The organism is Cryobacterium flavum, assembly GCF_900103805.1.
Classification (GTDB): domain Bacteria; phylum Actinomycetota; class Actinomycetes; order Actinomycetales; family Microbacteriaceae; genus Cryobacterium; species Cryobacterium flavum.
The window spans coordinates 33,446-54,337 of the sequence record NZ_FNIB01000015.1; the positions used below are offsets into that span (position 1 = coordinate 33,446).

Below are 20,892 nucleotides of genomic sequence, written 5' to 3' on the forward strand. Positions count from 1 at the left end.
GAATGGTTATCATGACAACTGCTCTTGCCCTCATCGAGCTCACCCCCACGGGAGCGATCCGCCCCAGCGCGCGGATGCTGCTCGCCGCAGCCGCGCGCCTCGGCGACCCCGTCGCCGTGGTGGTTGCAGCCCCCCACAAGAGTGAAGGCCTGTTAGCTGAACTCGGCAGCCTCGGCGCAGCTCGCGTCGTTGTTGCCACGAGCAACACAGATGGGTTGCTATTGGCGCACGAGGTCGAAGCCCTCGTGGCGGCCGCGAACGCAGGGCCGATCACGGCGATTCTCGCCGCCAATTCAGTTGAAGGCCGCGAGGTGGCGGCCCGCGTTGCCGTACGACTGCGCGCCGCCCTTGCAGTTGATATTGTCGACATCACCCTCGAAGCAGGCTCCGTGGTTGCCACACATTCGGTGCTCGGGGGAGCCTACCTAGTCCAGTCGACCGCAGAAAGCGGTCCGCTCGTCGCCACTATCCGACTGGGCGCGATCGGCGACCGCGCCGCTGCCGCCACTCCTGAGGTCATGGAGGTGGCGATTGACGTCGACACGTCCCGTTTCGCTGTGGTCAATGCGGCGGCAGATGCCGTGTTCGAGGCGGGCCGCAGGGATCTACGGGGGGCGTCGCGTGTCGTCTCCGGCGGTCGCGGCATCGGCTCCCAAGAGAACTTCGCGCTGGTGGAACAACTCGCGGATGCGCTTGGAGCCGCCGTTGGGGCATCCCGCGCCGCAGTAGATGCCGGATACATCGCTCAGTCCGCCCAAGTGGGTCAGACAGGAGTGACGGTGACCCCCGACCTCTACGTCGCCCTCGGAATCTCGGGTGCAATCCAACATCGGGCAGGCATGCAGACAGCCAAGACCATCGTCGTCATTAATAAGGACGCCAATGCTCCCCTCTTCGACATCGCCGATTTCGGTGTGGTCGGCGACGTGTTCACTGTCGTGCCCCAATTGATCGAGGCGATCCGCGAGCGGTCCCGGTGAGCGCTGCGCCTCATAACCGGTGGGGGCAGCTGGTGTGGGTTGTGCCGGCCGCGATCGTATTTCTCGCGGCTGCGGTGCTTGCAGCGAAGGCGTTGCGGGATGCCCCGGCGATCGCGTCGTTCATCGCCCAATACCCCGGTCAGACGGAGCTGCCGGCGGGTGCTCCGGTCGGCCTGCCGTGGTGGTTGGGCTGGCAGCACTTCCTCAACATGCTGTTCCTTCTGCTCATCATCCGCTCGGGCCTTGAGGTGCGCAACACGAAGCGCCCCGCCGCATACTGGATCCGCGGCAGTGCCGGACTGATCCGTACCAAGGGAACGCCCAACCGCATCAGCCTGTCGCTCTGGTTCCACCTGAGCATTGACGCCCTGTGGGTACTCAACGGCATCGTGTTTTATGTGATCGTGTTCGCTACTGGGCACTGGATGCGGATTATCCCGGTGAGCTGGGACGTCTTTCCTAACGCCGTCTCGGTGGGCATCCAGTATCTTTCGCTGAACTGGCCAACCGAAAACGGCTGGGTGAACTACAACGCCCTTCAATTACTGAGCTACTTCATGATCGTGTTCATTGCTGCTCCTTTGGCGATCATCACGGGACTTCGGATGTCGCCAGCCTGGCCAAAGGGGACGAAGCGCCTCAACGCCATCTACCCAGTGCAAGCGGCGCGCGCAATCCACTTCCCCCTCATGCTCGTGTTCGTGGCGTTCATCATCACCCATGTGGCGCTCGTGATGGCGACGGGAGCCTTGCGCAACCTCAACCACATGTACGCCTCCCGGGAGGATGGCACGTGGTGGGGCTTCGGTATCTTCGCGGCAAGCGTCGTGGTCATGACCGGAGCATGGTTCGCGGCAAGTCCGATCGTGTTGCGCGCGATTGCGGCGAGGACCGGGTCGGTCACACGTTAATGCAATTTGGTGGCAACCCACTCGCCGGGGCTGCGCGAAATAAGTCGATATTACCAAATAGCCCTTGACTCTATTTTCTATAGACTACAGAATAACTCAGAAAGACGTTGATTGCATCGCTGGTGAGCGGGTTCCTCTCTGCTCAGACGCACGATATTTTTTGACCCGATCCCACGCCGTCCCTGACGGTCTTCAGGGGGCTTCACTTGAGAAAAGGACGAACTAAATGGCTTCGATAGCTCCGGTCAAAGACGACCGGCTTAGTCCCCGAAGAACAGCCTTTGCAAGCATGATCGGGACCATGGTGGAGTGGTACGACTACTTCATCTTTGGTACCGCCTCAGCATTGGTCTTCAGCCGGATTTTCTTTTCATCTTTGGATCCGACAACTGGCGTCTTGGCATCCTTCGCTACCTTTGGAGTCGCCTTCGTCGCACGTCCGGTCGGCGCGATCGTTTTCGGGCACTTTGGAGATCGGTTGGGACGCAAAAAGATGCTCGTGCTCTCACTGCTGATGATGGGCGTGGGGACCGTAGTCGTAGGCCTCCTACCTACATACGACCAGGTCGGTCTGCTTGCTCCTACGCTGCTGGTCCTCTGCCGGCTGCTTCAAGGTCTGGCAGTGGGCGGTGAGTGGGGCGGAGCTGTCCTGATGGCCGTCGAACACGCGCCCAAGAATAAACGGGCCTTCTACGGCAGCTGGCCGCAGATGGGTAACCCCATAGCAATGATCCTGGCTACCCTCACATTCCTTGCAGTCGTACAGCTTCCAGAGGACGATTTCCTGGCTTGGGGCTGGAGAATTCCGTTCCTAGCCAGCAGCATTATGGTCGTTATCGGTCTATACATTCGGCTTAAGGTTCTGGAATCGCCGGCATTCGTCCGAATGAAGGAACAGGGAGAACAATCTCGTGTTCCCATCGTGGAAATTCTGCGATATCACTGGAAGCCCGCACTTATCGGCATGGCGACCACCGCCGCACCAAACATTCCCTACTACATTGGCGCCGTCTTCATCATTAGTTACGCAGCCCAGCGGACAGGCATGGATACCAATCTCATGCTGATCGGCCTTTGTATCGCTTCCTTCGTTGAAGTTTTCACAATTCCTGCGTCCGCCATCCTTGCTGACCGGATCGGCCGTAAGAAAGTCCTTATGGGAGGAGCGTTTTTCGTAGCAGCTTTCGCATTTCCCTTCTTTTGGCTTGTCGATTCCGGTAACCCGGTTCTGATTGTGTTGGCCCTGTGCCTGATTCTTGGGGTCGGGCACGCAACGACGTACAGCACTCAGGCGACATTCTTCTCGGAACTCTTCCCGACGAAGGTTCGCTACACGGGGACATCGGTTGCTTATCACTTGGGAGGAATGATCACCAGCGGTCCTGTTCCTTTGGTGGCGACCGCGCTGGTGGTGTGGGCAGGAAGTAGCGTGCCGCTCAGTATCTACATGATCGTTGGCGCGTTCATTAGCATCGGCGCTATTCGGCTGGCCAGGGAGAGCTACCAAGATGAGATCAACGCGGCGCCCAAGGCGTCGCTGAAGGATAGAACCCCCTCAGTATCGTCTCGCCACATTTGAATTTTTGTTTGAGCCGCCGTGGTTTAGGCCGCGGCGGCTCATCGTCTTCACAGCTTCCGAAAGGATACGCCGATGCCCACGGTTCCGACTACGATTCGCCAGTGGAATTCCACACTGACCCTGAATAATCCGCCGCTCAACGTGACGGCACTGGAAACCACCCGTGCTCTTAGTCAAACTTTGAATTCCATCGCGGGCGATTCTGCCGTGGATGCGCCCGTATGGTGAGAATCGAAAAACGTGGCTAGGGTCGCATATCGGGGAACAGCCCTTCCGGTGGTGCAATGTAGGGCAGTGGCTCACCGGGTTTGTTGGTGTCCTCGGATTTTGCGAACGGCCCTTCTGTGCTCATGAGGATTGGCATGTGGTGGTCGGCGTGTTCGATCCACCAGGTGCTTGATCCGGTGGCGCCGTCGAGCCTGAGGTGTTCCCAGGCGCGCCAGAGGGCGTCGATGCGGGCGAGCGCTTCGGGGTAGTTCCACCAGTTCGCTGCCCATCGAAAGCTCGCGTTTCCCGGGCCGACGCGGCGGGAATACATGTGCCGGAGTCGGTCGCGCATGAATTCGTCTGACGATCCGTAGAACAGCTGCGGAACGGCCTCCTCTGAAGCTTCTGTTTCGTCGTCGTCATCGCGGAGTGCGTCGAACTCGCTCACAGGTCGTCTTCCTGTCGTGGAGCTGCGTTCAACGAGGCGTGCGTGTCGCCAGCCGGTGCTGCCGGCACCGGAAGCTCATTGACCGGCGCCGTGCGGCTTGACGGGTCGTGTGCGGCGATGGACGCGCGGACGGCGTTAGCGTGAGAGCTTCGCATCCACGGCACTGTTTCGATCAGTGTTGCGGGTGCGCCGGAGGCGAACACGACGGCGCGGCCGCGGGGCAGAGCTCCAAGGTCCGCGACGTCCAACGTGCGCTCGCGCTGCACTTGGTGGGATGTCGATCGGTTTCCTCGGCCGACGCTGGTTGAGGTGGTGTGTTTGTCGTAGTCGCCGACCATTTGGGAGAGCTCGCCCAGGAATTCCGGTTCTTTAACGCCGCCGCCGTAGACGGCGATGTTGGAGGCTGACCAGAGCTTGCGCATCCCGTCTCTGCCCCACACTTCGACGCCCTGTGACCATGACTGCAGAATGGTCATGAGGACGATTCCCCTTGAGCCGTAGTGCGAGTACAGGTCGGGGAGGCCGTGCCAGCGACACACGTTCGCCGCTTCATCAAGAACACCGAGCAACGGAACGGCTAGTCGTCCGCCGGGCTGGGTTGTGGCGAGTTCTTCTGCGGCTTCGACGGTGGCTGCGGTGAGGGCGGTGACGAGGGGCCCGGCGGTTCCTTTGCCTTCTTTGGAGAGGCTGTAGAGGGTGTCGCGGCTGCGCACGAATGCGTGTGGGTCAAACTGCGGCCGGGAGTCCCCCGCAAGGTTGCCGCCTATGGGTGTCACCCACTGTCCGATTGCGCGGACCTTCAGGCATGATGCCATTTGCGCGGCCGTCCCATAGACGCTGTCGCGTCGTCGCGGTTCGCCGTTCACTTGGCCGTCGACGGCGTCGGCCATCTGGTCGTAGCCGTGAGCGCGCAGAATATCGACCGGAGCCTCATCGCCGGGCGTTGTGGTCCAGGTGAACACCTTCGTGATGGGTAAGTTAGCTACGGCGGCCGCGAGGAGGAAGCCAGCCAAGAGATCTTGGCCGGCGTTGTCGAAGTACGGGTCGGCGCGAGAATCGCCGGCACGAGAACCGGTAGCGAAATGCTCGGCCAGCTTCGCGGCCTTCACATCATCGGTGACATAGCTCAGCGGGTTCCACCACCAAGTCGGTTCTTCCAGAGCGATGCGCTGCGGGTCGAACGCCCACACGCGGCCGCCTCCGGCGGCTCGCACATCACGCGTGGCATCCAGAACGTCTCGCTTGTTCGACGTGGTGAGGACGGCGCCTGGGGCAGACAGGATTGCCGGGATTGCACGGCTGGTGGATTTTCCGGTGCGGGGCCCCCAGATATCGACGTGCATATCTTCGGGAGATCCGTAGAGCATGTGCCGTCCGGCAACGGTGATGCCGATGGGGACGCCGAGCCAGTCGGTGACGCCGAGACGCTGCGCGGTCGCTTTCGCTCCCGTGGCTGACAGCGCGCGAAGATCGCGCCCCTTGCCCATGTAGGTCGCAGCTCCGTCGACGTTGCTTCGGCGTCGCCGGGCACGCGACACCGACACGGCGACGAGGACGCCCAGGACGAGCACCGCGACGAGCGTGGCTGCGAGAATCCACGTCCCGGACGCCGGCCAGATTACGGAGCCTCCCAGCACGCCGAAAAACAGGCCGAAAGGGTCACCGGTCAGGTCGGAGTTGACCCCGTCCAGCTGTGAGCCCCACGTCACGGCCACCCACACAGCGCCCAGGGCCACAGCCACGAGCGCGAGGCACACGATCAGCATGATCGTCTGCCCATCGACGCCGGGCTGGTTTCGCCTGTTCGATGCACTCATGCCGCACTATCCTCTTCGTCGGCTGTACGGCCGGCTTCGCCATCGACGTCATGCCGCGCGTCGTCGGTGCTGCCCCGTCCACTGATCGGGCTGGACTCGTCGGGTTCGGGGAACGACGATGCGGGGTGCCAGAGTTTGTTGGTGTCGTTGATCGCGCGTTCTGATTCGATCAGTTCTACCTTGACGGGGATGCCCGGATGGCCGCCGACCTTGATGAGGAACTTGCCCCGGCCGGGAGGGTCGGATTCGCGCCCCAACCCGGTATCCCAGGTGCCGGGATCTTGCCAGGACGTGAGCAGTTCCTGTTCGGCGCGCGAGAGTGGAACAGCGCTGGTGAGCATGGGCATTTCCGCGCCCGGTAGACCGCCAGCGATGACCATGCCGGACCGTTCGACGAAGCCGCGTGCCTTCATCCGGTCGGACTCGCTGGGCAGGGAGAGAAGGTCGCTCATCGTGTGCGAAATCATCGCGAGGCCCACGCCGCGTTGACGGTTCAGCCGGGTGAGGGCGTCGACCCGGTCGACCATGCCCGCTCCAGCGCGCAGTGCCCGCCAGAGCTCGTCGAGGACAACGAGGTAATGGCGACGTGGTTCGAGGCCGGCGTCAGCGAGGGCGTTGGCAATGTTCACGGTGCCAAAGCCGGCCGACCAGCAGGCGAGGAGAATTGCGGCTTGCATGTCGGTGTCGGAGTCATCGATCGAGGATACGTCATAGACAACGGGGCGGTCTCGCATCATGGGAACGTCGGTGGGGTGGGCGAAGGTTTCGCCTAAACGTCCACCGGAGGTGAGGCTGATGAGTGAGGCCTCTAGCTCTTCCGTGATCTTCTTATACCGCTCCAGGTCGCCACGGTCCAGGGCGACCGCGCGCACTTCCTGGGGTGCTTCCTGAATCACGCGCAGCAAGTCGCCGAGCACGGGGACTCCCCCACTGCGGTCGTCGAGGACGGTGAGGGCCCGGTCGATGATGGCTTCCTCGCGAGCGGAGGGTGGGTCTTTGCGCAGGATTGTGAGGAGGGCGGACACCATCGTTTGCCGGCGGCCGTGAGCGTCGGCGAGCACCATTTGCCGTTCCTTTTCCTTACCGGCGAGGCGTAGCCGTTCGGCGGCCGCGGTTGCTTCTCCGGGATCGAGGATGTTCAGGTGCCCGCGGCCACGGCCGAGAGTGATGACCTGCCCGCCGAGGGCACGGATCATGTCGACGTAGTCAGGTTTGAGATCGCCCAGCACCAACGGCAGGTTTCCGAATCCTGCGCCGCCGGTGGCCATCCTTCGGATGAGCGTTGACTTGCCCAGGCCCGGCAGGCCGAGCACAAACACGGACGGGTTCGAGATGAGGCCGGCGTCTTGGAACCAGGAAATGGGGTCGGCGCAGACGGTCGCCCCGGTGAAGAGTTGGAGTCCGATCGGTACGCCGACCATCGGCGTCCCTGTTCCAACCGAAAAGGGGTGCATGCCGCACACCTGCACGGTCGTTCCGCGCCACTCATCTGCCGGCTGGATAACGGTGGCCTCACCGCGGCCGCGGCCCAACCAGCCTCGAGGACCGGGACGACGGATCTGGGGCTTCTTCTCCTTGTCTGCTTTCGTCTGTTTCGTCTTGGCCAGCTCGCGCGGCTTCGACGTGAGTTTCGAATTTGCGGCGTTGCGCCGGGTGGAATCGATGGCGGGCATTAGAGCTGCTCCCTAACCTCAGACGGAATCCGCAAATGTTTCGGCAGGACCAGGCCGAGTGGAAGCGCGGCCGCGAACGCGGAATCCTGAGATCCGTGAACAATACGGAGTCGCAGCCGTGCGGTAGCGGAGAGGTTATCGATTGCGGCCTTCGCGTCGGCCTCGTGGGCGGCGTCGATCACTGTGGCGGTGACGAGCATCCCGAAGTTGACCAGGCCAGCGCCGGAGGCTTCTTCCTGCGCTGTGGCGAGAGCGGCCCGTGTTGCGGTCATGCTCCGTGCTGTGGGCTTGTTTGCGGACTGCACATTGAACGTCGAGGCGCGTACGTCTGCCTCGACGATCGCCGCGGCCTTGGCCGCATCAATCGGCCGGTAGAGCAGTGTGACACGCTTCCGTGCGACGTCGCGGTGCGGCGCGAGCAGTCGGGCCAGGATGCTTGAGGGGACGTTGCCGCGCGGGGCGCCGCTCATCATCCACGTCACCGACAACGCCGAATCGTGCCGGTAGGAGTCCCAATTCGCCTGATGGGCTGTGGGGCCGACCTCGGGCCAGTAGAGCTCGGGTGGTTCACCGGCTGCGTTCGCGTCGTCGATGAGTCGTGCTGCAGCCGGGTCGTAGGCGACGCGGATGACTTCGCAGAGTTCTTGAGCGCTCAGCGGGCGCGTTGCCCCCGCGCCCGTCGATGACAAGCTTTGCGTGAGGCCGGGCAGGCGCGAGGCCAGCTCGCGGCCCATTTCATCGGGAGTGCGTTTCTTCCCTCCGACGCGAGCAGCGGCGTTGAAGGTGATGGCAACGTAGGCCTTGATGGTCGCGGAACCGGCCGGGTACTGCCGCACCAGGTCGTGCAGGATGTTCGTGGCAAATTCTGGGGCGTTGGGAGCAATGCGACTGTTCACTTCGCGGCGGAGCCGCGTGCCCGTGTCGGGGGCCGTTTCAACTGTCACGGAGACGGCTTCGATGCCGGGTTCGTCGCCGAGGCTGGCGAGCCACAGGCCCCACTCGGCAACCCACACGTCGACCTGTTCGCGGTCGACGAGCGCTGCGCCGTCGGGCTCCGTCGCGATGACGACGGTGTAGTCCGACGTCGCGGGGACCTGTAATAGTGCGAATGGGCGGTTGTAGCTATCGTGCCACTCCGTCAACCTGGACCCTGCGGCCAGGCCGGGCAGTTGCGCTGTGCCCCACTCGGCGCGGCCGAGCGGTCCGGACCGGTAGATATGCGTCCCCGTGCTTTTAGTCACCATCCACCCAACCCGTGTGGTGGCTCGCATCAGCAGGCTTTGACCGTGCTTGTCTGTGACTGCGACCGTCAGAAGGAACATCCCGAACACGAGCGCCGTGACGACGCCGTTGAGAATGTTTGAGGCCATCGTCACGATGACGCTGAAACCGGCACCAACGAACAAAATCGTCGTGCCGATTGATCCCAAGCCCAGAAGGCCAGCGGTCTTTGGTTTCGTCCAGTTGCCGTAGCTGCGCGTTGCGCTGTGCATTGTCATCGAGAACCTCCTACTTAGGACTTGCTCGGTCCGGTTGAGTCATCGGCCGCCGACTGCACGGCACTCTTCGCGGCATCGGCGGCGCCCTTGGCAGCGGCGCCCGCCATCTGTGCGCCCATGACAATGGGTGCAGCAGGCCCAGCAGCCGCAGCCGCAGCCCCACCCGCCGCGGCACCGCCACCCGCTGCCGCGCCGCCACCCGCTGCCGCGCCGCCGCTTGCGGCTCCTGCTCCTGCGGCAGATGCAGGGCTGCCCCCCGCGCCAGAGGGTGTCCGGGTGGGAGCCGATGGCTTGCCACCGCCGGGCGTACCTGAACCTGTCGGAGCATCGCTGCCGCCACCACCGCCTGCGGGGGTCGACGACGAGCTACTCATCCGTTTGATTGCACCGCTGGCCAGATCGCCGCCGATCGCCCCAGCTGCGCCAGCCATTGCCAGGCCTGCAGTGCCACCGCCTGCGACAGCACCCGTCATCGGTGCGACAAATTTGAGGAGAGCGGGCAAGGCGATGAGGGCCATGAGCATCAGCGCGAGTCCGGTGAGGATCGTCCAAATACCTCCGCCGTCATCCTGGAAAGCGTCCGTGCCGGTGAGGCTGAACGCCGCTGCATAGATGAGAGCGGCGGCAGGCTTGTAGAGAATGAAGGCGATCGTCCACCCGATCACCTTCCCGAACCACTGCTTGCCCATCTGCGTGTTCGTGAAGCTCGCTGTCAGCGGCAACACGCCGGCCAGGATGACCAGCAGCCCGCCGCGAACGACCATGAGTGCAACTTGGACGTAGGTCATCAGAAGAGCGATCGAGCCCAGAATGAGGACCCCGATCAGTCCGATCGGTGAGCTGGCCGTGACTGCCACCATGGTCGCGACGTTCGTTCCAAAACAATTGGACCCTCCGGCCACGGACACATCACAGTCCGTAGCTCCGTTGAGGATCCAGATCGAGAACGCATCGGCAGCAGCCGTAGCGAGGGTAATGATCGCAAGGCCAGTCCCCGAAACCACAATGAGGGTAATCAGTGACTGGATTAGATCCTTGCCCGGCTGTGCACGCTGTTCCCACGCCATTCGAATCCCGCCGATGATCACGGAGAGGATCGCGAGGCCACCGACGTAGTACCAGAGCGAGTTTTGTAAGAACCCGACGGTCGTCGACGATCCCTCGGGCGCATTCGCGCCCAAGAGCCCGCCGATGAGCGCGGACGCACCCGAGATGAGCAAGATCGCTATGAAAATGACCCCGAGGGTGCCCACATGACGGAAACCCTCACCGCGACGGCTCCGAAGAGCGATGGTCGCACCCAGAGCGATCATCGACAACACCGCGACGGTGAGGCCGATGAAGGTCACGTAGTCAAGAATGGTGGTGAAGGAATCTGACCCCGGAGGCGCTGTGAGCGTCTCCGTCGTTCCGTCACCGGCCGTGAGGACCGGTGTTGGTACAGCAACCCACATCGTCCCGATACTCGCCAGAGCTTTCCCGAATCCCTCCAGAACACGGTTCGCCAACTCTTGAACGGCATCATTCGACGCATTCGCGACGAAGTTGCCGACACCCTGCTGGGCGCATTCAGCAGCGTTGAGAATGGCGTTGACCGGGTTTGAGCAATCGATATCCGTTACGGCCATGCTAGACACCGGCCCAAGGGATGTAGCCGCCAAGATTGGACAACGGGCCAGGCGCGATAGGTGCCCCGGTTTCTGTTACGACGACCTTCCAATCGCCATCTTCCCAGCGGATCACTGTTGGATAACTCACGAGGGATCCACCCTCTGAAGTAATCGTGTAAGCAACGTCGATTGTGGCCTCGGCGGCTGAGTAGTTGTTCACCTTGAAACCAGCAACTTGAAGGCGAGTGTTGCCTGAAGACGGTGTCTGCTCGCCGGCGTCTTTAACGGCGTCTTTGGCCGGGCCATCAGCTAGCAATTCCCACATCCGGGATGAGTTTCGCGAGTCGGTGCTGGCGGCTACGGCATTCACTGCTGCGAAAAGGGCTCCTTCTGCCGTATGTGCGAAGCACGTTCGGAATTGACCCGCGGTGGTACCCGGTCCCGCGCCCTCCGGATCGGTAGGTGCGGCGACAGAACCCACGAGTTCCCATTCGTTGGTTGGTGCCAGCGTCAGCGAACTCTTTGTCTCCAGCCCTGAGAGTCCGCACACGCTCTTGTCGGCGGCGTCGCCGCTGGGGGTCGTTGACGTGGGGTTGCTCGTTGGTTGGGTGGTGTTATCGCCCGTGCCGGGGTTCAGCGATGTTACGAGGACGATGATCGCAGCGAGGACGATGATCCCGACGACGGTTGCGGCGGCGATGAATCCCGGTCGTGAGAATGGGCTTTTGTGTTCGGTGTTCGTCATGCGTTGCTCCTTCGCGCGGTAGGTGCGGGTGTTAGGAGCCGGAGATGAATCCGACGAGTGCGGTTGCAGCGCCGATGATCATGACGCCGACCAGGATGCTGACGAGCGTTTTGACGTGTTCTCCGCCCTCGCCGCGTCGTGCGTTGAACATGAACATCACGGCGACAGCGATCAGTGCCAGGATCGCGGCGATCAAACCCACCCATTTGGCCCAGGCAACGAGCGTGGTCACGGCGCCGAATCCGGGTGGGGCTAGCGGATCCGGGTCGGGCAGGTCGGTGAGGACCTGACCGATTGTGGTGAGCGCGTGGGCGGCTGCGAGGGAGAGGGACATTGAGACCTTTCAGTTGTGGGTGCGGGCGCTTGTCGGCGTGAGGGCGAGGTCGGTGAAGAGTTCACGGAATTCTTTGGGCAGCGAAGCCGTCGTGTCTGGGGGTCCGAGGCGCCAGGCGTTGACCCAGGGAAGGTTCCACACTCGGGGGACGCCGCCGGCGATGATGTGCTCGAGGTGACGCAGCTGCTTGGGTCGACGTCCGGGGGCGTCGGCGATAAGGGCGAGGCCGGCGAGTTGTATTGCGTCGCCCAACGTGTTCGCTGCCCACTCTGTGGCGGCGTGTTGCGCGGTGAGGAGGCCGGCGTAGTTTGTCCGCGCCACCAGGACGACGCGATGCGTTGTGCCGGCGGTGGTGGGAATGGGCCAGGCGTGTTCGCAGGGCCGCGTGCCGGCTGTGAGGGCGGCGAGGGTTGACTCTCCCGCGCCGCCGTGGACGCCAAGCCACCAGATCGTCGCCGGCCATGCGGCGCCCCGGCGCGGCAGCCGGTCAATCGCGTCGGGAACGGGGATGCCGAGTTGCGGCGCGATCGCGCCGTGACGCTCGCCCCGTCGCGTGGGAACGGGCGCGGAGGCGTCGAGCTCGTTAGACGGGTTAGGGCCGATGAGCCACCGATTTGCCCTCGTATTCAAGCCACTCCCCCTTTGTCCTGGTTCATGCTCATTCGTGTCACTCACATAGACTCGTGTTCTACCCCGCGACGGGGGTTCTCGGCGTCTTGTATTCATATTACCTATCTGATGCGTAATTATACGTTTATGCACTCATCTGCCTTATGTGTCGGTTACGCTCGGAGGGTGGACGAGACACCAACGCTGATGATGTGGCCCGACTCGATGTTGCGCCGCTACGGCGACATGTTGAGCGTGGCTGACGTCTCCTGCGTGCTGAGGTTGGAGCCGCGAAACGTTCGGTGTTTGCTCACCAGTAGTGATGCGGCCATCCGGTTGCCCGGGGTGAAGATCGGCAAGAGCTGGCGGATTGCCCGCGATCAGTTGCGCGCGTACCTGATCGGGCATCACAACGACGACTCCGCACACCGTTCAGAGGACGCCAAGAGAGGCCCCACGTCATGATCGAGACCGTTCCCACATTCCCCAGGATTGAGGCCACTGTTGCAGCCGATGCGACGGGAACCGTCGCGATCAACGGAGTGATGCAGTCGGTGGTCGGCGCGGATGAGCAGGCGGTGCGGGCGGAAATTCTCACCCTCGTCACGGTGACGGCCACCGACATGGGGCGCCCCGTTCGGTTGAATACCCGGGACCGGCTGGGGGAACAACTACTCGCCGTCTACCCCGACGGCCACGTAGAAGTGCTCTTCGACCGTGCTGCTGCAGCATCGGCAGGCGCGCCCGTTCCCGCTCCGGTGGACCCCGTCAGCCGGGTCGCGGACCCGAACGTCCACAGCGCTCAGGGCCCAGACCATCCTGAACACCTTGAGCGCTCTGAGCATCTTGAGCGCCCCGAGGATCCAGCTGCCCGTTTGACGCTCAAGGACTTTCTACAATCTCAGCCAGCTGCCCTAGTCGGGCCGGCCGAGATGGGGTGGCAGGGCACGGTCCGCCGGCTGACGGGCGGCCTCGTCTCGGTTGGTCCGGGCGTAGCCGAGCTCACGCACCGGGGCGCGATTGATCGGGTCCAGCAAAGCCTGCGCGGGCCCCGAACGGTCGTTGTCATCAACCCGAAGGGTGGCGCTCATAAGACCACCGCGACGTTGCTGCTGGCGGCGACGTTTGGCACCTACCGTGGCGGGTACACGCTGGCGTGGGACAACAACGAAACCCGGGGGACGCTCGGATGGCGGGCGCAGCCCGCCCGCCACAGCAACACAGCCGTTGACCTGCTCCGCGATCTTGAACGCTTCAACGACCTGCGCAGTGCCCGGGTCGGGGACCTCGACAACTATGTTCGTTCGCAGGGCTCCACCCAGTTCGACGTGCTCGCCTCCGACGAAGACGCCGCGGCATCATCGACGATCAACGGTCAGGCGTTCAACGAGCTGCACACCACCCTGAGCCGGTTCTACCGCGTCATTGTCGTTGACACGGGCAACAACATGCGCGCCTCCAACTGGGAAGCTGCCCTCGACGCGGCCGACCAGCTCGTCATCGTCTCCACAATCCGTGAGGACACCGCCGCCAGCGCCGCCTGGCTCGTTGACGGACTCTACGAAAAGGGCCACGAAGAGAAGGTGCGTAACGCCGTCACCGTTCTCGCTTCCCCCTCCAAGGTCGCCGATATACAGCTGAACCGCCGGTTGCATAGCCATTTCGCGTCCCTGACTCGCACCGTGCTCGACGTGCCCCACGACCCCGCACTGGTCGACGGGGGAACGCTCAGCTACGACGCTCTGGCCCCGGCGACGCGTGAAGCATGGCTGCAAGTCACCGCAGCGGTCGCGGACGGCCTGTGACACGCGCCCTGGTCGCCGTGGTGTACCTCACTGCTGCCCTCGCTCTGACGGGATGCGTCGGCGCCACGGCGTCGCCGACCATGGCCCCGGCAACGAGCTCCACCAGTGCACCGTCGACGCCGTCCGGAACCGCGGTACCGGGCGCGCCCACCGATGACGCGAGCGTGCTGCCCGTGCCGGAAGCTGGAAAGGACAGCCGCGCTGCTGCGATCACCACAGCGGAGAAGGTCATTGCGACGTTTGGGCAGCCCACACTTGATGCCACGACGTGGATGAACAACCTGTACCCGCTCCTGACTCAGGCGGGCGCGGCGGCCTATGAAGGCACGGATCCGGCGCAGGTCCCCGTGCAGCAGGTCACCGGTGCGGGCATCATTCTGGACGGCTCCACCGAGGTTGCCTTGATCGTTCAGGTTCCTACGGACGCGGGCCCGTACACCGTCAGCCTGAGCCGCCCCGGCGCGTCCGCGCCCTGGCTCGCCGACCGAATCCGACCCGCGCAGGGATAGCGATGGCCAACGGAAAAGGGACAGGCGCGCTGATCCTCATTGGGGTGCCCGTCGCGCTGGTCGCGACGGTGTTCCTGCTGATCATTCTCGTGTTCTCCGGTACGGCCGCCAGTGCTGCCTGCACCGAAGCGGCTGGCACGGTGAACCCCGACACGGTGCCCGCCGATCCCGTCGTCGGGTACTCCGGCGAGCAGCTGAAAAACGCCGCGTACATCATGAACGCAGCCAGTGCTCTCACGCTGGAGCGCACTGCCCAAGTTCTTGGGGTGATGACCGCTATGGGGGAAAGCTCACTCGTGAACGTTGGCTACGGCGACGATCTGACTGGCGTCACCAACCCGGACGGCTCCCCCACCAGCTCACTGGGCTTATTCCAGCAGCAATGGAGCCTGGGAACATGGGGAACCCGCGATGAAGTGATGGACCCCACCCATGCCGCGACGGCGTTCTTTGAACGCCTGGTCGGCGTCGCCGACTGGCAGAGCCTTGCGCCCACCCTCGCCATTCATCAGGTGCAGGGCAACGCCGACCCGTTCCACTACGAAAGCTTCTTCGGCGCAGCCGATCAGATCGTGACCGCTCTCGCTGGCGACAGTGCTGGTGGTGGCTGCGCCAGTGGCGCCGTTGCTCTGCCGCTGAGCGCCGGTTTCAATATGACCGGCGACTACGGTCCCCGGGAGAGCCCTGTCGCGGGGGCGAGCAGTTGGCACCCCGCCTCTGATCTGCAGCATTACCCGAACCCCTGTGGTGACCAGATCTACGCGATCACCGGCGGAACCGTCACTCTCATTGCCGGCTACCAGGTATCGATCAAATCCTCGGACGGTTACACCGTCTCCTACCTCCACATGAAACTGTCCGACGTGTCCGTAAAAGTCGGCGACGCCGTCACGACCGGTCAGTCGATCGCGCTCGTCGGTAACGAGGGACCCTCCACCGGATGCCACCTCGACCTTCGCATCAACACAGCGGGCAGTACGAATGACGCCGTGAACACCCTCACAGCAGGTGAGGATCTGGGCGGTCCGTCGGCGTCGGCGGGGTTTGTGAATCCGGAGGAGTACTTCACCCTGTTCGGCGTGGAATTGTGCCCGGCAGAGTCGTGCCAGAGGCAGTATTCATGACCTCTCATCAGGCACGCAACGTCCCGGGCATGAAAGTGGGGGTGACCTGCTGGAATAATGCCATAAGTGGTGTGGATGCCAATGCTGATATTCACCCCACCAGCACGGACCTACCCGGTGACCGTTTGCCGCATATCCGAACCGGATTTTCACATGAAAGACACCGCCCCTGATGGACGATGAATACTGGGACACCTACCCAGAGACACTGACTACCGCCGACGTGGCCAAGATTCTCCACGTCGGAAAACCCGCCGTGTTCGCCCGACTTCACAGTGGCATCATCCCCGCGCACCAAGTCGTCGGTTCCTGGATCATCTTCAAAGCCGAAATTCGTGCGTGGCTCGACTCCACCAGCAACCAGGCGCCCGCCGGCCCCACGGCCGTCGTCGACGTGCTCGCCGCCTATGGTGACGAACTGAGCTACCGCGACCTCATGGTCCTCTTCGATAAGACCAAGCCCACTATCTACCGATGGCTGCAAACGGGCGAGATCCCCGCATTTCACGTCGGAAATCGCTGGATCGTCCACAGGATCCAACTACGCCAACGACTCTTGGAGACCAGCAATCAACAGCTCTCACGGGGCAAAACGCCCGACACGCCGTCGGAGAAGCCGTAGATGCGCGCATTTAACGTCCATGATGGATTCATGTCAGCAAACAAGGGAGTGCAGCGCCGCTCACGCGTTGCGAAACGCAATGATCTCGTAGAGGCTCGCTGGCGCATTCCGAAGGAAATCAAGGAAGAGGCCGAGCAGGCCGCCAAGGCTTCCGGTCTCTCAGAAGCGCTCTACGTTGACCTTCTCCTACGGCAAATCGCCAAGCAGCACGGCGGCTTGCCTCGTTTTGCCGCAAACAGGTTGGAGCTGCCGATCTTAGACGTGGCTTAAACGAAAGAGCCCGCCGCTTCCGCGACGGGCCGACATAAGTTTCGTAGCTCAAACCCTCTCTGCTTCCAGGCGCCGAGGTCCGAGCTAATCAAAATCACCAGCCCTCACGGGAGGTTCTTTTGCGCCCCCAAGAGTTGAATCGAAGGAGATGACACCATAGTAACCGATGTATACCGTTTTGACGGTGTTTTCGTTGATGAAACCCCGTTGGGCGTGTCTTCCGACCGGTGGACTGCCTGGGATTTGACGCGCCGCATCAGTCCGCGCGACCAGGTGCGTGTCATGGTGCGCGAGGCCGACGGCCGGCTACACATCAACCAATACCCTCGTTTGTTCCGTGTCGGGCCGGACGCACCCACGACGCCGTGGTGCATCCGTTTGGCCGATGCTGCGCATCAGTTCCGGTTGCTGTGCTTCGACTTTGACGCGAAGACTCCAGACGCGGTGGAGAACGCCGTCGACGATTGTGACGCCCTCTCCGGTGTTCTCGATGAGCTCTCGATCGCGCACGTTGTCTGTCAGTCGTCGGCGGGTGGCGGCCGACACGTGTGGATCGGCATTGCTGGTGGGGCTTCCCCGGCGATCGTCGCTGCTGTAGCGCGGGAGGCGCACGCGACGTACGAAACTCTCGACCATGGCATGTTGCTGAACCCGGCCGAGGGCGCCGCGCGTCCACCCGGGGCTCCGCACCGGGATGGCAGCACCTCGACCGTGCTCCGTGGTCGCGCCGACGTCCTCGCGGCGCTTACAACGACGCCTGGAGAACTGGAACGGCTTGCCGTGGTCCTTGCCGAGCGTAAACCTGCTCTCCGGCACGTCGATACGCGGCCCTCTGGCCCGGTCGATGGCTCGCACCACACTCACCGGGACCTCAGTAAGACGGGGGAAGCCCACATGGCCACCATCGATGGTGGTAGCAACCCGTCGTGGACGGCCTTCATGTGCCTGTTGACTGCGGCCAGCGCCGGATGGACGCTCGGTGACGCCCTGCACGCCGCGAAAACGGCTCCCGGCATGGAGCACTTCCGCACGAAGAACACGGGCCGTGGCACCCGGAAGCCCCGCAGCGCAGGTGAGGCCCGCGATCGCCTGGCCCGCCAGTGGGCCAAGGCGCAGCAGTACGCTGCGCTCCAGCGCCCGCTCCCCGCCGCGCAGGAACCCCGCGACCTGACCGAGCTGGGCGCGATCGTCACCGACGTCGACGACCTCCTGACGCGCCTTCGCGTCAATGCCGGCCGGTGGGGACGCACCGAGGCGGCCATTTCTCAGCGCACCATCCTGATCGCGCTGGCCTACCTCACCTTGCAGACCGGGAAGCACGCTGTCGCGGCCTCCATCCGCGATCTGGCCCTGATGTCGGGCCTGGGTCGTACGACCGCCGCAACCGCACTCCACGCACTCACCGAGGCCGGATTCATCCAGCAGGTGCGGAGTTCCGACGGTGGAAATGCCGCCGAATGGGAGCTAATCCACAAGTTTTCCACAACCCCTGACACAGTCCGGTCACAACCAACTAAAAACCCCCGCCCCCCTCCCGAACTCTTCGCTCTAAGAGCCGAACTAATACGCACGATCGAGCACCAACTGACTGACCAGCTGCACGACCTTTTCACTCGTAAGGGACTGGGTCACCTTGCTGGGAGGATCTACGCACTTCTTCGTGAGTACGCGGCTTTGACGATCGACTCTGCTGCCCGGCTCCTGGGGGTGTCTTCCCGGCACATGGCTACGATTTTGAGTCGACTCCGCCGATACCGACTCATCATCAAGCACTCGGAGGGTTGGGCTCGATCACGTCGGGATTTGCGCACCATGGCGGCTCGCGTTCTGGGTGTTGAGGGAATGCTCGACGTCAGGCGCGACTTGTATGAGGCGGAACGTGTGGTGTGGGCGTGGTGGCAAGCCGAATACGCCACGATGACCAGCACCCCGCGGCAGCGGCCGCGTCGGCCCCACGTGTCGAGTCGGCCATTGTTTGAAGCGAGCACGCCAGGTGAACGCGTTTGGCCGCGCTATCCGCGTTCACCGGATGGCCGGGCTGACCACCGCCAGGCGCGCGAGTATGTCGATGAAGGGGTACTCAACCCGGAGAATCGCTGGCAGCTCTCCGCCGCATAGAAATCCTGCCGGTCGTTCACTCCAGGCGACGAACACGGCTCGCAAGCCGGATGAGGCCGTGCCGGCCCCTGGAGCCGCTGTGCGGCTGCTCTTGTTAATTTTTATCTGTCTGGCCGGTCATTGTAGTTCGCTTCCGTGCCTGCGTGCCCACCTGGTTGGGCGCGGTCGCAGGCTCCCTTATTTCCCCCGACCAGCCGCGCACTTCGGCACTCCCGCTCTCAATCGATTCTCTTGCCAAACAGGCAAAAAATCAGTTGATGGAGAGAGAACCCAATGACTACCACCACCGCCCGGATGGGCACCATAGAACACATCGACCCGAACCTGATCGTGGTCGAGGCGAACGTACGAACCGAAGCGAACTTGCCGCGTGAATTCGTCGCCAGTATCAAGCAGAACGGTGTCCTGACGCCGGTCCTCGCCCGCCGTGACGAACAGGGGAACGTGATTGTGCGGGCCGGTCAGCGCCGCACCCTCGCCGCTCGGGAGGCCGGACTGGTCACGATTCCGGCGTACATCGTCGACGCCGACGAAACGACCGTGGACCGCATCGTGCAGCAGATGGTCGAAAACGACCACCGCGAAGCCGTCACCGACGCCGACCGGGTTGCCGCGTTCCAACAACTCGCCTTCGAGGGCCTGACTCCGGCAGTGATTGCCAAACGCACCGGGAGCAAGCCCGCGACGGTCAAAGCCGGAATTGCCGTCGCCGCGAGCAGCACGGCAGCGTCCGCGATCCTTAGCCATTCCCTGACGTTGGATCAGGCGGCGGCGCTGATCGAGTTCGAGGGCGACGACGAGACGATCAGTGACCTGATCGACGTGGCCACGACGAGCCCTGCGCAGTTCGCCCACGCGACGCAGCGCGCGCGGGATGATCGAGACCGTGCCCTGATCAAGGCCGACGCGACCGCCGACCTGATCGCGCGTGGCTACGTCGTCCTCGACCGGGAGCCGGGTTATTACGAGGCGGGCGTGCCCGTTCGCCTCAGCGAACTGGTCACCGTGGATGGGGCACGCGTCACGCCGGAGGACATTATCGACACGGTGGGCCGTGCCGCGTACGTTCGCGCGTACAGGGCCGGTGAGGAGGCGAGCGTGACGTACTTCCTGACCGATTTCAAAGCAGCCGGGTTCCGCAAGGAGACCAGCAGCGGCGCGGCCAGCGGTCCGATGACCGAGGAGCAGAAAGCCGAGCGGAAGACCCTGATCGCCAACAACAAAGCATGGGCCTCCGCCGAGGTCGTGCGCCGCGAGTGGTTGGCCGAGTTCCTGAGCCGGAAGACGCTCCCGAAAGACACCGGCACGGTCATCGCCCAGGGCGTGAGCGTGCACCGCGCCGCCGTTGGTAGTGCCGTCAGCAACGGCAGTGTCCTCGCGCACGTGCTGTTGGGCATCGAGCGGGGCGGGTATTGGGATGTGGACAAGCTCGCCGCTCTGGTGGAGCACTCCCCCGCCAAGGCGCAGCACGTCACCCTCGCCGTGGTCCTTGGTGGTATCGAGGACAGCACGAGTAAGAGCACGTGGCGCTACCCCGACGCGAGCAAAGCGCTGTACTTCGCTCAGTTGGCCGCGTGGGGCTACGGCCTCAGCGACGTCGAGGCCCTCGTCGTCGTGAAGCCCACAACGCCCAGCACCGAAACCGCAGACGATGCACCCGCCGAGAACATCGACGAGGCGGACAGTGAGGATCAGCCCCTAGAGTAACGAACAGTCCGGCGTGACAGTCCCCCCCACTGTCACGCTGGGCCCCTCCCCCGGCACCGGCACGGAGGCCGGAACCTCAGATCAACACCTCTCCCACGAAGGCAACCCTGCGGGGCACAGCAACGGAAGCAGCGGCGCAGCCGCAGCCCTCTTCCCTCAAAGGAACGGCGGCGCGGCCGCCCTGTAGTTCTGCCAATGCGGAGCCGCTGCGCGGCGCTGTTTTGTGATGCTTTTTGACCATTCCGGCCGGTCATCGTAGCTTCCTCCCACGTCTTCGTTTCGGGCTTTCGCGGCATATCCTCACTCGCTGCGCTCCCTGTGGTAT

The 20,892-nt window shown here is 63.4% G+C and carries 20 protein-coding genes; 12 read left to right on the top strand and 8 right to left on the bottom strand.

What is annotated here, in order from left to right; all coding sequences use genetic code 11:
- Positions 1-11: 11 nt before the first annotated feature.
- The 4 genes from BLS91_RS16810 (at position 12) to BLS91_RS20040 (ending at position 3,698) form a co-directional block, all read left to right on the top strand.
- Positions 12-980 carry an electron transfer flavoprotein subunit alpha/FixB family protein gene (locus BLS91_RS16810; RefSeq protein WP_174775000.1) on the top strand — a complete coding sequence of 323 codons (969 nt, stop codon included), beginning with the start codon at positions 12-14 and terminating at the stop codon, positions 978-980.
- Between the two features lie 32 nt (positions 981-1,012).
- The gene (locus BLS91_RS16815) at positions 1,013-1,891 is read left to right on the top strand and encodes a cytochrome b/b6 domain-containing protein (RefSeq protein WP_244288020.1); all 879 of its coding nucleotides are present in this window, start codon (positions 1,013-1,015) and stop codon (positions 1,889-1,891) included.
- 289 nt (positions 1,892-2,180) lie between these two features.
- Complete coding sequence (locus tag BLS91_RS16820) at positions 2,181-3,470, top strand: MFS transporter (protein WP_198412829.1); 1,290 nt, start codon at positions 2,181-2,183, stop codon at positions 3,468-3,470.
- 72 nt (positions 3,471-3,542) lie between these two features.
- Positions 3,543-3,698: a hypothetical protein gene (locus BLS91_RS20040; RefSeq protein ID WP_159433891.1), complete on the top strand. Its 156-nt coding sequence runs from the start codon at positions 3,543-3,545 to the stop codon at positions 3,696-3,698.
- Positions 3,699-3,714: 16 nt separating this feature from the next.
- Here BLS91_RS20040 and BLS91_RS16825 read toward each other — a convergent pair whose 3' ends face one another.
- From BLS91_RS16825 to BLS91_RS16860, 8 genes are read right to left on the bottom strand one after another with little or no spacing between them, the layout of a single operon-like run.
- Positions 3,715-4,125 (bottom strand): DUF4913 domain-containing protein, encoded by a 411-nt coding sequence (locus BLS91_RS16825; RefSeq protein WP_241983175.1) that lies wholly within the window; start codon positions 4,123-4,125, stop codon positions 3,715-3,717.
- Positions 4,122-5,942 carry a type IV secretory system conjugative DNA transfer family protein gene (locus BLS91_RS16830; protein ID WP_092341913.1) on the bottom strand — a complete coding sequence of 607 codons (1,821 nt, stop codon included), beginning with the start codon at positions 5,940-5,942 and terminating at the stop codon, positions 4,122-4,124. Before BLS91_RS16830 ends, BLS91_RS16825 begins: the two co-directional genes overlap by 4 nt.
- The gene (locus BLS91_RS16835; protein ID WP_241983174.1) at positions 5,939-7,615 is read right to left on the bottom strand and encodes an ATP/GTP-binding protein; all 1,677 of its coding nucleotides are present in this window, start codon (positions 7,613-7,615) and stop codon (positions 5,939-5,941) included. Before BLS91_RS16835 ends, BLS91_RS16830 begins: the two co-directional genes overlap by 4 nt.
- Positions 7,615-9,114 (bottom strand): SCO6880 family protein, encoded by a 1,500-nt coding sequence (locus BLS91_RS16840; protein WP_198412828.1) that lies wholly within the window; start codon positions 9,112-9,114, stop codon positions 7,615-7,617. The genes BLS91_RS16835 and BLS91_RS16840 overlap by 1 nt, the downstream gene beginning before the upstream one ends.
- A 14-nt stretch (positions 9,115-9,128) precedes the next feature.
- Positions 9,129-10,742 (bottom strand): TrbL/VirB6 family protein, encoded by a 1,614-nt coding sequence (locus tag BLS91_RS20045; protein ID WP_159433892.1) that lies wholly within the window; start codon positions 10,740-10,742, stop codon positions 9,129-9,131.
- A 1-nt stretch (position 10,743) separates the two neighbouring features.
- The gene (locus BLS91_RS16850) at positions 10,744-11,469 is read right to left on the bottom strand and encodes a DUF8175 domain-containg protein (protein ID WP_092341915.1); all 726 of its coding nucleotides are present in this window, start codon (positions 11,467-11,469) and stop codon (positions 10,744-10,746) included.
- Between the two features lie 31 nt (positions 11,470-11,500).
- Positions 11,501-11,803, bottom strand: a complete 303-nt coding sequence (locus tag BLS91_RS16855; protein ID WP_092341916.1) for a hypothetical protein — start codon at positions 11,801-11,803, stop codon at positions 11,501-11,503.
- A gap of 9 nt (positions 11,804-11,812) precedes the next feature.
- Positions 11,813-12,433 (bottom strand): DUF6668 family protein, encoded by a 621-nt coding sequence (locus BLS91_RS16860; protein WP_174774999.1) that lies wholly within the window; start codon positions 12,431-12,433, stop codon positions 11,813-11,815.
- 165 nt (positions 12,434-12,598) lie between these two features.
- Between BLS91_RS16860 and BLS91_RS16865 the strand changes: the two genes are divergently transcribed.
- The 8 genes from BLS91_RS16865 to BLS91_RS16900 all read left to right on the top strand — a co-directional run bounded on the left by BLS91_RS16865 (position 12,599) and on the right by BLS91_RS16900 (position 20,567).
- Positions 12,599-12,877: a helix-turn-helix domain-containing protein gene (locus BLS91_RS16865; protein WP_134505333.1), complete on the top strand. Its 279-nt coding sequence runs from the start codon at positions 12,599-12,601 to the stop codon at positions 12,875-12,877.
- Positions 12,874-14,217, top strand: a complete 1,344-nt coding sequence (locus BLS91_RS16870; protein ID WP_092341918.1) for a MinD/ParA family ATP-binding protein — start codon at positions 12,874-12,876, stop codon at positions 14,215-14,217. The genes BLS91_RS16865 and BLS91_RS16870 overlap by 4 nt, the downstream gene beginning before the upstream one ends.
- On the top strand, positions 14,214-14,726 hold the full coding sequence (locus tag BLS91_RS16875; RefSeq protein ID WP_092341919.1) for a hypothetical protein: 513 nt from the start codon (positions 14,214-14,216) through the stop codon (positions 14,724-14,726). The genes BLS91_RS16870 and BLS91_RS16875 overlap by 4 nt, the downstream gene beginning before the upstream one ends.
- Positions 14,727-14,728: 2 nt before the next feature.
- The gene (locus BLS91_RS16880) at positions 14,729-15,850 is read left to right on the top strand and encodes a M23 family metallopeptidase (RefSeq protein ID WP_092341920.1); all 1,122 of its coding nucleotides are present in this window, start codon (positions 14,729-14,731) and stop codon (positions 15,848-15,850) included.
- Between the two features lie 172 nt (positions 15,851-16,022).
- Positions 16,023-16,472, top strand: a complete 450-nt coding sequence (locus BLS91_RS16885; RefSeq protein WP_092341921.1) for a helix-turn-helix domain-containing protein — start codon at positions 16,023-16,025, stop codon at positions 16,470-16,472.
- Positions 16,473-16,742: a hypothetical protein gene (locus tag BLS91_RS16890; protein ID WP_092341922.1), complete on the top strand. Its 270-nt coding sequence runs from the start codon at positions 16,473-16,475 to the stop codon at positions 16,740-16,742.
- Positions 16,743-16,955: 213 nt separating this feature from the next.
- On the top strand, positions 16,956-18,860 hold the full coding sequence (locus BLS91_RS16895) for a hypothetical protein (RefSeq protein ID WP_241983173.1): 1,905 nt from the start codon (positions 16,956-16,958) through the stop codon (positions 18,858-18,860).
- A gap of 273 nt (positions 18,861-19,133) precedes the next feature.
- Positions 19,134-20,567 (top strand): ParB/RepB/Spo0J family partition protein, encoded by a 1,434-nt coding sequence (locus BLS91_RS16900; RefSeq protein WP_092341924.1) that lies wholly within the window; start codon positions 19,134-19,136, stop codon positions 20,565-20,567.
- The last annotated feature ends 325 nt before the right edge of the window (positions 20,568-20,892 follow it).